At 70.8% G+C, this 14,424-nt stretch carries 12 protein-coding genes and 2 tRNA genes; 6 read left to right on the top strand and 8 right to left on the bottom strand.

Features of this window, described 5'->3' with window-relative positions:
• Positions 1-38: 38 nt before the first annotated feature.
• On the bottom strand, positions 39-596 hold the full coding sequence (locus ACWD10_RS10840) for a PPA1309 family protein (RefSeq protein ID WP_451089234.1): 558 nt from the start codon (positions 594-596) through the stop codon (positions 39-41).
• Positions 597-751: 155 nt separating this feature from the next.
• On the opposite strand from ACWD10_RS10840, the gene ACWD10_RS10835 reads away from it, so the two are divergent.
• From ACWD10_RS10835 to ACWD10_RS10820, 4 genes are all read left to right on the top strand, one after another.
• The gene (locus ACWD10_RS10835; RefSeq protein ID WP_451089285.1) at positions 752-3,667 is read left to right on the top strand and encodes a UPF0182 family membrane protein; all 2,916 of its coding nucleotides are present in this window, start codon (positions 752-754) and stop codon (positions 3,665-3,667) included.
• Between the two features lie 58 nt (positions 3,668-3,725).
• Positions 3,726-3,799, top strand: a tRNA-Met gene (locus tag ACWD10_RS10830).
• 336 nt (positions 3,800-4,135) lie between these two features.
• Positions 4,136-6,214 (top strand): tetratricopeptide repeat protein, encoded by a 2,079-nt coding sequence (locus ACWD10_RS10825; RefSeq protein WP_451089232.1) that lies wholly within the window; start codon positions 4,136-4,138, stop codon positions 6,212-6,214.
• Positions 6,215-6,290: 76 nt separating this feature from the next.
• Positions 6,291-6,364 (top strand) — tRNA-Met (locus ACWD10_RS10820).
• Between the two features lie 150 nt (positions 6,365-6,514).
• Here ACWD10_RS10820 and ACWD10_RS10815 read toward each other — a convergent pair.
• Positions 6,515-6,931 carry a Fur family transcriptional regulator gene (locus ACWD10_RS10815; protein ID WP_451089230.1) on the bottom strand — a complete coding sequence of 139 codons (417 nt, stop codon included), beginning with the start codon at positions 6,929-6,931 and terminating at the stop codon, positions 6,515-6,517.
• A gap of 174 nt (positions 6,932-7,105) precedes the next feature.
• Here ACWD10_RS10815 and ACWD10_RS10810 point away from each other — a divergent pair, with 174 nt between their 5' ends.
• Entirely contained in the window at positions 7,106-8,578 is a 1,473-nt protein-coding gene (locus ACWD10_RS10810; protein WP_451089228.1) for a catalase, read from the top strand.
• A gap of 67 nt (positions 8,579-8,645) precedes the next feature.
• On the opposite strand, the gene ACWD10_RS10805 is transcribed toward ACWD10_RS10810, so the two are convergent.
• A complete protein-coding gene (locus tag ACWD10_RS10805) occupies positions 8,646-9,041 on the bottom strand; it encodes a CBS domain-containing protein (RefSeq protein WP_451089226.1) in 396 nt (131 codons plus the stop codon).
• 203 nt (positions 9,042-9,244) lie between these two features.
• Complete coding sequence (gene hisN / locus ACWD10_RS10800; protein ID WP_451089224.1) at positions 9,245-10,054, bottom strand: histidinol-phosphatase; 810 nt, start codon at positions 10,052-10,054, stop codon at positions 9,245-9,247.
• Between the two features lie 158 nt (positions 10,055-10,212).
• Here hisN and ACWD10_RS10795 point away from each other — a divergent pair, with 158 nt between their 5' ends.
• Positions 10,213-10,797: a TetR/AcrR family transcriptional regulator gene (locus tag ACWD10_RS10795; RefSeq protein WP_451089283.1), complete on the top strand. Its 585-nt coding sequence runs from the start codon at positions 10,213-10,215 to the stop codon at positions 10,795-10,797.
• 6 nt (positions 10,798-10,803) lie between these two features.
• Here ACWD10_RS10795 and ACWD10_RS10790 read toward each other — a convergent pair whose 3' ends face one another.
• The 4 genes from ACWD10_RS10790 to ACWD10_RS10775 form a co-directional block, all read right to left on the bottom strand.
• Positions 10,804-11,127: a DMT family transporter gene (locus tag ACWD10_RS10790; RefSeq protein ID WP_451089222.1), complete on the bottom strand. Its 324-nt coding sequence runs from the start codon at positions 11,125-11,127 to the stop codon at positions 10,804-10,806.
• 132 nt (positions 11,128-11,259) lie between these two features.
• Complete coding sequence (gene rsgA, locus ACWD10_RS10785) at positions 11,260-12,270, bottom strand: ribosome small subunit-dependent GTPase A (RefSeq protein ID WP_451089220.1); 1,011 nt, start codon at positions 12,268-12,270, stop codon at positions 11,260-11,262.
• A gap of 10 nt (positions 12,271-12,280) precedes the next feature.
• On the bottom strand, positions 12,281-13,645 hold the full coding sequence (gene aroA, locus ACWD10_RS10780; RefSeq protein ID WP_451089218.1) for a 3-phosphoshikimate 1-carboxyvinyltransferase: 1,365 nt from the start codon (positions 13,643-13,645) through the stop codon (positions 12,281-12,283).
• Between the two features lie 52 nt (positions 13,646-13,697).
• Entirely contained in the window at positions 13,698-14,420 is a 723-nt protein-coding gene (locus ACWD10_RS10775) for a M50 family metallopeptidase (protein WP_451089216.1), read from the bottom strand.
• Positions 14,421-14,424 lie beyond the last annotated feature (4 nt).

Below are 14,424 nucleotides of genomic sequence, written 5' to 3'. Positions count from 1 at the left end.
GCACGGGGCGAGGCGGGGCGGGGCACCGAGGCGGGCGGCTACTCCGCGAACGTCGCGGAGAGCGCCTCCGCCAGGCCCGGCACCAGGTCAGACCCGGTGAGGACCTCGGTCGGCGAGTCCTTCTCGCGCAGCCGCAGCGCCGACTCCCGCGCCCCGTCACGCAGCACGGCGACGGTCATCCGGACCTCCTGCCGCTCCGGGTGCTCGGCCACCCACCGGGCGAGCTCCTTCTCGCCCAGGCCCTCCGGAACCGCGCCCTCCGCGGACGGCGGCAGCATCAGGCGCTCCACGGTCAGGGCGCAGCCGACCACCGCGTCCGGCCAGGCGATGGTGCCGAGGAACTCGTCCAAGGGGCTGCCGGCCGGCAGCTCGTCCTGCTCGATGGGGGTGAGTCCGGAGGTGGGGGAGTCGTCGGTCAGGCCGAGCCGGTCGGCGAGCGAGGGCTCCTGGCTGCGCAGCTGGGCGGTGTCGACAAGGGCGAAGAGACGGGCGGGCTGGTCCCAGCCGAGGCCGGCGACATACTCGTCGATTTCGAGCACGGCGCGGGTGAGGGGGCTCGCGGCCATCGGGGGGCCCGAGGAAGAAACGTTGGACATGAGCAATATCCTGCCTGGTTCAGACCCCGGATCGGGAACTGAGTAAAGCTTCAGTAAGTTGCATCAGTGGGCTCTGCGATCGCCGAGTCCTGCAGACAGCGGCTCAACAGCAGCGACCAACAGCGAATTTCGAGGTGCGCACCTTGGCTTTCCAGATGCCGGACCGCGGCGGAGGCCCATCCGGGCCACGGATCAGAGTGGGCCGTCCCTCCCGGCGGGTGCGGACTCTGCTCATGACACTGGGAGTGCTGGCCGTTCTGGCCATGCTCTTCGTCATGTTCGCGGGGTTCTGGACCGACTGGCTGTGGTACCGGTCGGTCAAGTACTCGTCGGTCTTCACCACGACCCTGTGGAGCAAGATCGGCCTGTTCGTCGTCTTCGGCCTGCTGATGGCGGCGGCGATCGGCGTGAACATCTGGCTGGCGCACCGGCTGCGGCCGCCGCTGAGCGCCATGTCGATGGAGCAGCAGAGCCTCGACCGGTACCGGATGAGCATCGCTCCGTACAAGAAGTGGATCCTGCTTGCGATCACCGCTCTCGTCGGTCTGATCGCGGGCGCGTCCGCCGCGGGCCAGTGGCGTACCTGGCTGATGTGGGTGAACGGCGAGTCGTTCAACCAGAAGGACCCCCAGTTCGGTCTCGACGTCTCCTTCTACGCCTTCGATCTGCCCTGGTTCCGCTTCCTGCTCGGCTTCGGCTTCGCGGCCGCGGTGCTCGGCCTGATCGCGGCGGCGCTGACGCACTATCTGTACGGCGGGCTGCGGGTCACCAGCCCCGGGGCGCGGGCCACGGGCGCGGCCACCGGGCATCTCTCGGTGCTGCTCGGCATTTTCGTCACCCTCAAGGCGGTGGCGTACTGGCTCGACCGGTACGGCCTGGCGGTGAAGTCCAGCGAGTTCAAGGCCGCGGGGAACTGGACCGGCCTGCGGTACGTGGACGCCAACGCGTATCTGCCCGCCAAGACGATCCTGTTCTGCATCGCGGCGATCTGCGCGGTGCTGTTCTTCGCGACGCTGTGGCGGCGCACCTGGCAGCTGCCGGTCATCGGCTTCGGCCTGATGGTGCTCTCGGCGATCCTGATCGGCGGCCTCTACCCGGCCATCGTGCAGAAGTTCCAGGTCGAGCCGAACGAGCAGCAGAAGGAAGCCTCGTACATCGCGAAGAACATCGAGGCGACCCGCCAGGCGTACGGCATCGACGACGCGAAGATCACCGAGTACTCGGGCAGGGGCAAGGCCCCGGATGACGCCGCCGGCAAGGAGCAGCAGCGCAAGGAGGCCGACGGGCAGGCGAGTTACCGCCTGATCGACCCGAATGTGGTCGGGCCGACGTTCGACCAGCTGCAGCGCCAGCGGAAGTACTACCAGTTCCCGAGCAGCCTCGACGTCGACCGCTACAAGGACAAGGACGGCAAGGATCAGGACACCGTCATCGGTCTGCGCGAGCTCGACCTCGACGGCATCCCGAAGCGGAACTGGATCAACGACCACTTCACCTACACCCACGGGTACGGCGCGATCACGGCCAAGGGCACCAGCACGGACCCGAACGCCGACCCGGCGGGCTCCCCGGCCTTCACCGAGTCCGGCCTGCCGACCAAGGGTCAACTCCCCAAGTACCGCCAGGAGATCTACTACGGCGAGCGGACCCAGCAGTACTCCATCGTGGGCGGCCCGCAGAAGGAACTCGACTACGAGTCCGACGGCGAGCGGACCACGAGCTACAAGGGCGACAGCGGCGTCAACCTCGCCAACCCGATCAACCGGGCCGCGTACGCGGTCGCGATGAGCGAGCCGCAGATCCTGTACTCGGGCGCGATCGGCGAGGGTTCGCGCATTCTCTACAACCGCACGCCCAAGGAGCGCGTCGAGGCGGTGGCGCCCTGGCTCACCATCGACGGCGACGCCTACCCGGCCGTGGTAGACGGCAAGATCAAGTGGATCGTCGACGCGTACACCACGAGCAACGGCTATCCGTACGCCTCGCGCACCACGCTCGGTGAGACCACGGCCGACGCGCAGACCGCGACCAACCGGCAGCGGGCCGTGGTGGCCCAGGAGAACCAGGTCAACTACATCCGCAACTCGGTGAAGGCGACCGTCGACGCGTACGACGGCACGGTCAACCTCTACCAGTGGGACGACAAGGACCCGGTCCTCAAGACCTGGATGAACGCGTTCCCGGGCACGGTCAAGAAGAAGAGCGAGATCTCGCAGGATCTGCGCGAGCACATGCGGTACCCGCAGGACCTGTTCAAGGTCCAGCGCGAGCTCATGACCCGCTACCACGTCAAGAGCCCCTCGCAGTTCTACAGCGGTTCGGACGTCTGGCAGGTGCCGGACGACCCGACCACCAAGGAGAAGAACGCGGTTCCGCCGTACTACCAGAGCCTGAAGATGCCGGGCCAGAACGAGCAGCGCTTCTCGCTGACGACGACGTTCACGCCCAACGGCCGCCCCAACCTCGGGGCGTACATGGCGGTCGACGCCGATGCGATGAGCGACGACTACGGCACGATCAGAGTGCTGAACGTGGAGTCCGACGACGTGCCGGGCCCGCAGCAGGTGCAGAGTGAGCTCAACGGCGATCCCGAAGTCGCCGAGTTCGTACGGAACCTGAGAGGCACCGACTCCGACATCGTCTACGGAAACCTCCTGACGGTGCCGATGAACGACGGCTTCCTCTATGTGGAGCCGGTGTACGTCAAGGGCGGTAACGCCAACTATCCGCTCCTGAAGAAGGTCGGCGTCCAGTACAACCGCGACACCGTCTTCAAGAACAGCCTGACCGAGGCGTTCGACGCGGTCTTCGGGGCCGAGGGCGAGGAGACCGGGCAGGAGCCGCCGCCGGAGGGCGACGACACCACCCAGCCGCCGCCGTCCAGCGACCCGACGGTCAAGGAGGCGCTGGACGACGCCCAGGCCGCCATGGACCGCGGCGAGGAAGCCCTCAAGGAGCAGGACTGGGAGGCGTACGGCAAGGCCCAGAAGGAGCTGCAGGACGCGCTGCAGCGCGCGGCCGACGCCGAGTCCAAGGCCCGTAAGGAGGAAGGCGGCGGCGAGACCGGCTGAGCCGCCGGGGCAGCGGAATTCCCCCACCCCGCGCCGTGGTACGGTTGCCGCACAACGGCGCGGGGTGGAGCAGCTCGGTAGCTCGCTGGGCTCATAACCCAGAGGTCGCAGGTTCAAATCCTGTCCCCGCTACTCAAGGCCGAAGGCCCGGATCCGACTCAGGATCCGGGCCTTCCGCATGCTTGCCGTGGGGGCGGAGCCCGGCCGTCCGGCGCGACCGGCGACATGATCGCCAACGGCCGCCCCGCACCGGCGAGTTGATCAATGAGACAACCCTCACCCGGGTGACCCGTGTGCCGTGCGGGGGGAGTTGAAGGATCTGTGTTTGACTTATCTCTCTGTGGGCATGTCGACAAAACGCTGAAGTGACCTCACTGGCTGCGGTATACCAGGTGTACCCGGGTTGCAGGTGGTGCGACGATGGACGGTATGGGGGATAAGGCAACTCTGTTGGAGACAGGGCGACTTATGCAGTCGGCCGACCGGGAGGATCCCGGTGCGGTCGCGGAGGAAGTACGCCACCGAACCGCCGCCGAAAACGGCGACGTCGCGGCGATGAGCATCCTGGGGGCCCTGCTCCTGCGCCGCGGTGACCTCGACGGCGCCGAGCCTCACTTGCGCACGGCCACCGCCGAGGGCGACCGGGCCGCCGCCAACAACCTCGGAGTCCTTCTGCACCAGCGCGGCTACGCCGACGAGGCCGCGGGCTGGTGGCGGATCGCCGCCGTCGCGGGCTCGGCCGCCGCCGCGCACGCGCTCGGACGGCACCACCGCGAGCGCGGCGACGAGCCGGCCGCCGAGTACTGGCTGCGCCAGTCCGCCGAGCAGGGCCACGTCCTCGGCGCCTACGCGCTCGCCGACCTCCTGGAGCACCGCAGCGACGTGGGCGCGGAGCACTGGATGCGCGCCGCCGCCGAGCGCGGCCACCGCGAGGCCGCCTACCGGCTTGCCCGCGCCCTGGAGCGCCGCGCCGCCCGGGAACTGCGCGCGGGCTGCGATACGACACCGGACGCGCGCCCCGCCACGGGCACCGCCGACCGGGACACCGCCCCGACCACCGGGCCGTCCGCCGCACGCCGCAGCGCCCTGGAGCGACTCACCGCCGGGAACACCGGCGGGCCGTTGACCGGCGTGGACTCGGTGGTCTTCGGCGCGGAGCTGCTGCGCTCGGCCTCCGTGGTGATAGGGCTCGCCGAGGCGGAGAAGCTCGCGGCGGCGGAGCGGACGGCGGCTCGCGAGGGCGAGGAGATCACCGGGGAGCGGAGCCGGACCGGGGAGAGCGGTGCCGCGGACGCGAACCGGGGCCCCGCCCAGGACACCGCACCGCGCCTGACCCTCGCCGAGGAGATCGAGCAGTGGTACCGGCAGGCCGCCGCCCGTGGTCACCGCCGGGCCGCCCTGCACCTCGGCGCGATCCTGGAGCAGCGTGGCGAGCTGAAGGAGGCGGGCCGCTGGTACCTGACCTCCGCCAAGGACGGCGAGCCGCGGGCCGCCTGCGCCCTCGGCTTCCTGCTGCGCGACGCCGGTGACGAGGAGAACGCCGCCGTGTGGTGGCTCAAGGCCGCCAAGGACGGCGACGGCAACGCGGCCAACGCCCTGGGCGCGCTGCACGCCGAGCGCGGCGAGCCGCAGACCGCGGAGCGCTGGTACCGCGCGGCCATGGACGCCGGGGACGTGAACGGCGCGTACAACCTCGGCCTGCTCTGCGCCGGTCAGAACCGCACCACCCAGGCCGAGCAGTGGTACCGCCGCGCCGCCTACGCCGGTCACCGCGAGGCCGCCAACGCGCTCGCCGTGCTGCTGCTGCAGGTCGGCGACACCGCGGGCGCGGAGCCCTGGTTCTCCAAGGCCGCCGAGGCGGGCAGCGTGGACGCCGCGTTCAACCTCGGCATCCTGCACGCGGGCCGCGGCGACGAGGCCACCGCGCTGCAGTGGTACGAGCGGGCCGCCACGGCCGGTCACACCGAGGCCGCCCTCCAGGTCGGCATCGCCAAGCTCCGTGACGGGGACGCGCACGCCGCCGAGCGCCATCTGCGGTGCGCGGCGGGCGGCGGCAGCCCCGAGGCGGCGTACCGCCTGGGCGGCCTGCTCGACCGCAGCGACCGGCGGGCGCCCGCGGGCACCGTGCTCGGCGCGGCCGCCACCGAGAAGACCGAGTGCGAGGAGTGGTACGAGCGGGCCGCCGCGCAGGGGCACCGCCGCGCCCAGGTCCGCGTCGGCATGCTCGCGGCCGCGCGCGGGGACGTGGTCGAGGCCGCCCGCTGGTACCGCGAGGCCGCGGAGGCGGGCAGCCTCGGTGGCGCCTTCAACCTCGGCCTGCTCCTCGCCCGCGAGGGCAGCGAGCCGGAGGCGCTGCTGTGGTGGACCCGCGCCGCCGACGCGGGGCACGGCCGCGCGGCGCTCCGCCTGGCCCTGCTCTACGCGCGTCGGGGCGAGCTCGCCGAGGCCCAGCACTGGTGCGACCGGGCGGTGCGGCTCGGCCCGGCGGAGGTGGCCGAGCGGGCCGGGCGGCTGCACGAGGCGCTGCAGCAGGAGCTGACGGCGTAGCGCAGCCGCCGACCGTAGGGCGTCTTGGTTTGGATTTGCTCTGGTCGAGTGCCTCGCGTACTGTTGTGTTCACCGACGCGGGGTGGAGCAGCTCGGTAGCTCGCTGGGCTCATAACCCAGAGGTCGCAGGTTCAAATCCTGTCCCCGCTACTGAAACCGAAGGCCCGGATCCCATGGATCCGGGCCTTCGGCGTATCCGGGGGTGCGGTACGGGGCGGTTCGACGGGAAACGCAAAGCCCCCGGGGCCGCTCAGGGGCGTTCCGGGGGCCTGGAAGCAGATCTCTGGGCGACGCCGGGCGTCAGCTCGATGCGCAGTTGGGGCAGACGCCGCGGTACGTCACCTCGACGTCCGAGACCGTGAAGCCGAAGCGCTCATCGGCCGGGAGGTCGGCGAGCGGGTCGCCGGCCGGGTGCACGTCACGGATGGCGCCGCACTGGGCGCAGACCAGGTGGTGGTGCGGGCGGTGCGCGTTCGGGTCGTACCGCTTGGCCCGGCGGTCCGTGGCGACCTCGAGCACCTCACCGAGCGAGACCAGCTCGCCCAGGGTGTTGTAGACGGTGGCCCGGGAGATCTCGGGCAGCCGCTCGGAGGCACGCGCATGCACCTCGTCGGCCGTCAGATGAACGTGGTCCCCGTCGAGGACCTCGGCCACGACACGCCGCTGGGCGGTCATGCGCCAGCCGCGTCCGCGCAGTCGTTCCAACAGGTCACTCATGAGGACCACCTTAACAGTCAAGGGAACTAAGTCCCGAACGGGTGTGACTCTGGATGTTTCCTCGGTCTGGATATGCCCTTGGCCTGGATGCTTGCTTGACTTAGACATTGTCCATTGTAGGATCGGGTACGGCGCTAGGCCGTGTCGATCGACCCGGCCTGGGACAGGACTCGTTTGACGCAGGAGGCGCACGTGACGCAGGGACCGCTGACCACGGAGGCCGGTGCTCCGGTCGCCGACAACCAGAACAGCGAGACGGCGGGCGTCGGTGGCCCGATGCTCATCCAGGACCAGCTGCTTCTGGAGAAGCTGGCCCACTTCAACCGTGAGCGCATCCCGGAGCGCATCGTGCACGCGCGCGGCGCCGGTGCGTACGGAAAGTTCACGGTCACCGCGGACGTGACCAAGTACACCCGGGCCAAGTTCCTCTCCGAGATCGGCAAGGAGACCGAGGTCTTCCTGCGCTTCTCGACCGTGGCCGGGAACCTGGGTGCGGCGGACGCGGTGCGGGACCCGCGCGGCTGGGCGCTGAAGTTCTACACCGAGGAGGGCAATTACGACCTCGTCGGGAACAACACGCCGATCTTCTTCATCAAGGACGCCATCAAGTTCCCGGACTTCATCCACACGCAGAAGCGCGACCCGTACACGGGCTCCCAGGAGGCCGACAACGTATGGGACTTCTGGGGCCTGTCGCCCGAGTCCACGCACCAGGTGACCTGGCTCTTCGGTGACCGGGGCATCCCCGCCTCGTACCGGCACATGAACGGGTACGGCTCCCACACGTTCCAGTGGAACAACGAGGCCGGCGAGGTCTTCTGGGTCAAGTACCACTTCAAGACCGACCAGGGGATCAAGAACCTGACCGCCGAGGAGGCCGAGATCCTCGCGGGCAAGGACCCCGACTCGCACCAGCGCGATCTGCGCGAGTCGATCGAGCGCGGCGAGTTCCCGACCTGGACCGTGCAGGTGCAGATCATGCCGGCGGCCGAGGCGGCGACGTACCGCTTCAACCCGTTCGACCTCACCAAGGTGTGGCCGCACGAGGACTACCCGCCGATCGAGATCGGCAAGCTGGAGCTCAACCGCAACCCGGAGAACATCTTCGCCGAGGTCGAGCAGAGCATCTTCAGCCCGCACCACTTCGTGCCGGGCATCGGCCCGTCGCCCGACAAGATGCTCCAGGGGCGGCTCTTCGCGTACGGCGACGCGCACCGCTACCGGGTCGGCATCAACGCCGACCACCTGCCGGTGAACCGGCCGCACGCCACCGAGGCGCGCAGCCACGGCCGGGACGGCGTCATGTACGACGGCCGCCACGGCCGCGCGAAGAATTACGAGCCGAACTCCTTCGGCGGCCCGTTCCAGACGGACCGGCCGCTGTGGCAGCCGACCCCCGACTTCTCGGCGGGCACCGGCAATCACGCCGCTCCCGTGCACGCGGAGGACGACGACTTCGTGCAGGCGGGCAACCTGTACCGGCTGATGTCCGAGGACGAGAAGCAGCGTCTGATCGACAACCTGGCGGGGAACATCGCGGGCGTCTCCCGTGACGACATCGCCGAGCGTGCGATCAACAACTTCCGTCAGGCGGACGGTGACTTCGGTAAGCGCCTGGAAGCCGCGGTCCAGGCCCTGCGCGGCTGAGGGGCTGCTTGCCGTGGACCGGAGGGCCGGACTCCCGTTGGGGGTCCGGCCCTCCGGATGTGAGGGGTCAGGCGGTCGCCGCGTGCCGGCGGGTCGGGGCCCAGCAGCGGATGATGTCGCGGACCGAGACCACGCCGACCGGGCCCTGGTCGTCGAGCACGATCAGATGCCGGAAGCCGCCGTGGGTCATGGCCTCCGCGGCGTCCTCCAGGGTCCAGGACGGGGCGGCGTAGACGACGTCGGTCGTGGTGTGACTCCCCGCGCGCTCCTGGTCCGGATCCTGGCCCGCGCCCACGGAGTTGAGGATGTCGCGCTCGGTCAGAATGCCGAGTCCGCTGTCGTCGGGGTCGAGCACGACGGCCGCGCCCACGTGGCGGGCGGACATCAGTCGGGCGGCCTGGCGGAGGGTGTGGTCGGGGCCGATGGTCAGGACCATGGTGCTCATGGCGTCGCGGACGAGCATGGGCTGGAGCCACCTCCTAGGTGATCCGGTTTTCAAAGAGAACCGATTCACAAGTTCACAAGTGGGCGGACTCTCAGAGTGGCAGCGCCGCGGGGCGCCAACAAGAGGGCGGGGCCGTCGTGTCGGGAAGTCGTCCGTAATGACGTCGGGAAGTTGTCCGTACTGAAGTTGCGCTGAAGGAGGGACGGGAAGACGTCCCTCCTTCAGTAGCGCTGGTTCAGGTAGCCGAGCAGCTCGTCGTGGAGCAGGCCGTTGGACGCCGCGGCGTTGCCGCTGTGCGGGCCCGGGGTGCCGTCGAGACCGGTGAAGCTGCCGCCCGCCTCCGTCACGATGATGGCGTTCGCGGCCATGTCCCAGAGCGAGAGCTCCGGCTCGGCGCAGATGTCGACCGAGCCCTCGGCGACCATCATGTACGGCCAGAAGTCGCCGTATCCGCGGGTGCGCCAGCACGCGCGCGTGAGGTCGAGAAAGCCGTCGAGCCGCCCCTGCTCCTCCCAGCCGCTCAGCGAGGAGTACGCGAACGAGGCGTCGGAGATCCGGGAGACCGCGGAGACCTGTAGCCGGGTCGCGGCGGAGAGGCTGCGCCCGGTGTAGGCGCCGGAGCCCTTCGCGGCCCACCAGCGGCGGCCGAGCGCGGGCGCCGAGACGACGCCGACGACGGGCTGGTAGCCCGTGTTCCCGTCGGAGCCCGCCTCCATGAGGGAGATCAGGGTCGCCCAGACGGGTACCCCGCGCACGTAGTTCTTGGTGCCGTCGATCGGGTCGATGATCCAGCGCCGCGGGCCCGTGCCCTCGATGCCGTACTCCTCGCCCAGGATCGCGTCCCGCGGCCGGGCGCGCTGCAACTGGCCGCGGATCAGTTCCTCGGCACCCTTGTCGGCCTCGCTGACCGGGGTCATGTCCGGTTTGGTCTCGACCTTGAGGTCGAGCGCCCGGAACCGGTCCATGGTCGCGCGGTCGGCGGCGTCGGCCAGCACGTGGGCCAGGCGCAGGTCATCGTGATAGTCGGGCATGACCGAACAGTATCGACCGCGCCGACCCCGGACCACAGGGCCCTGACCCCGGACCACGGCCCTTGACAGTGCGTACCAGCGAGTCAAGGCTGCGCATGAACCGCCCGAAGAACGGCCCGAAGACCCCCACGATCAGTCCCTCGGCCGGGGAGGCGACGATGCCCGCAGCGCGGGAATCCTTATTGAACGCGGCCTACGCGTCCCTGCGGCGCCGGCCCTGGTCCGCGGTGCGCATGGTGGACGTCGCCGCGGCCGCCGGGGTGTCCCGGCAGACCCTCTACAACGAGTTCGGCAGCAAGGACGGCCTTGCCCGGTCGCTGCTGCGCCGGGAGACCGATACGTATCTCGCCGGGGTCGACCGGGCGCTCGCGGCGGGCGGGCTCACGGCCGTCGCGGAGTGGACCGTGGCGCACGCTCGCGGGAACGCGCTCGCGCGGGCGCTGCTCACCGGGTGCTGGAGCGAGCGGTTACCGATGCCGCCGCTCGCCGGGGTGGCGTCGACGTCGCTGGTACCGGCGCAGCGCCGGGCGGACGGGCCGCTGCCGTCCCCGGGCGAACTCGTCGCCCTCGTCCGGGACCGGGCGGTGGCGCTGCTCGGTCCGGCCGGAGCGCCGCCGGGGGAGGTGGCGGCGCTGGGGCTCGCCTGCGAGGTGGGGCTCCGGCTCGCGCTGTCGTGCGTCTGCGCGGAACCAGGGGAGGGCGGGGTGCGGCGGCTGTTGAGCTCTTTCAGCCAGTCCCGCTGAGCCCGGTCAGTGCGCCGCGCCCGACAGCTGCAGGCCGATGACGCCCACGATGACCAGCGAGATGGAGACCAGCTTCAGGGTGGAGACCATGTCGCCGAGGAAGACCATCCCGTAGATCGCCGTGCCCGCCGCGCCGATACCCGTCCACACCGCGTACGCCGGGCCCACCTCGAGGCGCTTGAGGGCCAGGGTCAGCAGGCCGAAACTGCCGAGGGCGAAGACGCAGAAGGAGACCGTGGGCCAGAGCCGGGTGAACCCGTGTGAGAACTTGAGGGAGACCGCGAACCCGGTCTCCAGGAGTCCGGCGACGATGATCAGCAGCCACGCCATGGTTGTGTGCCTCCCGCGCTCCGACGACCGCTCCAGGCCCTAGGTGACCGCCCTGCTGTCCTCCGGCCCGGCCTTCCGGCTGGCTGTGATTATGCAGTCAGCTACCGGAAAACGGGGTGAACACCGGCCATATCAGTCGCCCTCGCGCCGCTCCCGCGTGGCGAGCAGCCGGCGCAGCGAGTACAGCCGGGCCGGGTCGGCATGGCCCTCGGCCACCCAGGCGTCCAGGGCGCAGTCCTTCTCGTCGTGGCTGCAGGCGCGTGGGCAGTTCACGGTGCCCGGCTCGAGGTCGGGGAAGGCGTGGATGACCCGTGACGGGTCGACGTGGTGCAGGCCGAAGGAGCGTACGCCCGGGGTGTCGATCACCCAGCCCTCGGCGCCGGTCAGGGGGAGCGCGAGGGCCGACGTGGTGGTGTGCCGACCGCGGCCCGTGACGATGTTGACCTCCCCGGTCGTACGTCGACGGTCCTGCGGGACCAGGGCGTTGACCAGGGTCGTCTTGCCCACCCCGGAGTGGCCGACGAACGCGGTGACATGGCCGTCGAGCAGCTCGCGCACCCGCTCGGCGGCCGTGCCGTCCTCCAGCTCGTCGCGGCTCGTGACGACGTACGGGAAGTCCAGCGCGCCGTACGCCTCGAGGAGCTTGTCCGGCGGGGCCAGGTCCGACTTGGTCAGGACGAGCAGCGGCTCGAGGCCCGCGTCGTACGCCGCGACCAGGCAGCGGTCGATCAGGCGCGGGCGCGGCTCGGGGTCGGCGAGGGCGGTGACGATGGCCAGCTGGTCGGCGTTGGCGACGACCACCCGCTCGTACGGGTCGTCGTCATCGGCCGTGCGCCGCAGCACGGACGAGCGCTTCTCGATCCGGACGATCCGCGCCAGGGTGTCCTTCTTGCCGGTCAGGTCCCCGACGATGGCCACTTTGTCGCCCACCACGGCGGCCTTGCGGCCCAGTTCGCGGGCCTTCATCGCCATGATGACCCGGTCGTCGACGAGGCAGGTGAGGCGGCCGCGGTCGACGGTGAGGACCATGCCCTCCGCGGCCTGCTCGTGCTTGGGGCGGATGTTGGTGCGGGGCCGGTTGCCCTTGGGGTTGGGGCGGACCCGGATGTCGTCCTCGTCGGGATTCTTGCCGTAGCGGCGCATGGCGGTCGCCCTACCCCTGCCGTCCCTGCTGTCCTCGCTGGTCCTGCCCGGCACGGTCGCCGCTGCCCAGCATCGCGGTCCACAGGTCGGGGAAGTCCGGCAGGGTCTTGGCGGTCGTGGCGACGTTCTCGATCTGGACGCCTTCCACGGCGAGGCCGATCACCGAACCGGCCGTGGCCATCCGGTGGTCGTCGTACGTGTGGAAGATCCCGCCGTGCAGGCGGCGCGGGCGGATCGTGAGGCCGTCGGCGGTCTCGGTGACGTCGCCGCCGAGCTCGTTGATCTCCTTGGTGAGCGCGGCGAGACGGTCCGTTTCGTGCATGCGCAGGTGGGCGACGCCCCGCAGGGTCGACGGGCCGTCGGCGAGCGCGGCGACCGCGGCGATCACCGGGGTGAGCTCGCCGACCTCGCCGAGGTCCACGTCGATGCCGTGGATGCGGCCCGAGCCGGTGAAGGTGAGGCCCTGCTCGGTCAGCTCGCAGGAACCGCCCATCTCGGTGAAGATCTCGCGCAGCCGGTCACCGGGCTGGGTGGTGTGCGCCGGCCAGTCCGGGATCGTGACCCGGCCACCGGTGACCAGGGCCGCGGCCAGGAACGGCTGGGCGTTGGACAGGTCCGGCTCGATCGTCAGGTCCCGGCCGAGCAGCGCGCCCGGCGTGACCCGCCAGACGTCCGGCTCGCCGCCGGTCTCGGGCTCGTCGACCTGGGCGCCGACCGCGCGCAGCATGTCGACGGTCATCCGGATGTGGGCCATGGACGGCAGGCTGCCGCCGACATGGCGTACCTCCACGCCCTGGTTGAAGCGCGGCCCGGAGAGCAGCAGCGCGCTCACGAACTGCGAGGACGAGGAGGCGTCGATCTCGACCAGGCCGCCCTCCAGGGCGCCGCCGCCGTGCACCGTCATCGGCAGTGCGCCGCGGCCGTCGTCGTCGATGCGGGCGCCGAGGGTGCGCAGTGCGTCGATCACGCCGTGCAGCGGGCGCTCGTACGACCTGGGGTCGCCGTCGAACCGTACGGAGCCGTCGGCGAGCGCGGCGACCGGCGGCAGGAAGCGCATCACCGTGCCCGCGTTGCCGACGTCGACCGTGGCCGGGCCGTGCAGCCCGGACGGGATGACGCGCCAGGCCTCGCCGGTGCCGTCGGGGCCCACGCCCTCCTCGATGTCGACGCCGAGGGAGCGCAGGGCGGCGGCCATGAGCAAGGTGTCGCGGGAGCGCAGCGGGCGGCGGAGCCAGCCGGGCTCGGCGGCGAGGGCGGCCAGCACGAGGGCGCGGTTGGTGACCGATTTCGAACCGGGCACATGGACCGTCGCGTCGACGGCTCCGCTCGCGTGCGGGGCGGGCCAGAGGGCGGTGTGCGCGGGGTTCTCGGTCATGCCCACACTTTAATGGCTGGTTGCGGGGCCGGTCCTGACGGTAGGCGGCCGGTCAGAGGCCGAGCAGCCAACGGCCGCCGCCTATCAGGGAACACAGCGACACCGCGTGGAAGAAGAACAGCCACAGGCCCGCCGGGACATGGGTGAGCTGGGAGAGCTGGTCCGCGTCCGAATCCTGTGCCCCCGAGCGGCGCCGCTTCGACTGCAGCTCGAAGGCCGGGCGTACCCCGCCGAGCAGCAGGAACCAGACCACGACGTACGCGAACACCGCCTGTACGTGCGGCTCGGCCAGCCAGGAGACGAGTACGAAGAGGCCGCCGGTGAGGACGACGCTGACCGCGCCATAGGCGTTGCGGATCATCACGAGCAGCGCGACGAGCAGCGCCGTGGCCGCCCAGAGCAGCAGGGTGATGTGGTGCGCGGCGAGCAGCCAGGCGCCGCCGAGGCCGAGCAGTGGCGGCGCGGTGTATCCGGCCGCTGCGGTCAGGATCATGCCGAGGCCGGTGGGCTTGCCGCGGCTGACGGTGAGGCCCGAGGTGTCGCTGTGCAGCCGGATGCCCTCGAGCTTGCGGCCGGTGAGCAGGGCGATGAGGCCGTGACCGCCCTCGTGGGCGATGGTGATCGCGTTCCGGGAGAGCCGCCAGACGACGCGCGGGACCACGGCGGCGAGGGCGGCCGCCGCCGTGGCGATCACCAGCCACAGGTCCGGGGCCGGCTGACTGCCGAAGATGCGGTCCCAGAGGTCGGCCGTGGCTGTGGCTGCTGTGGTGTGCATGCTC

It is taken from the genome of Streptomyces sp. NPDC002851 (assembly GCF_053591935.1).
This window is presented reverse-complemented; position numbering and strand designations above follow the sequence as displayed.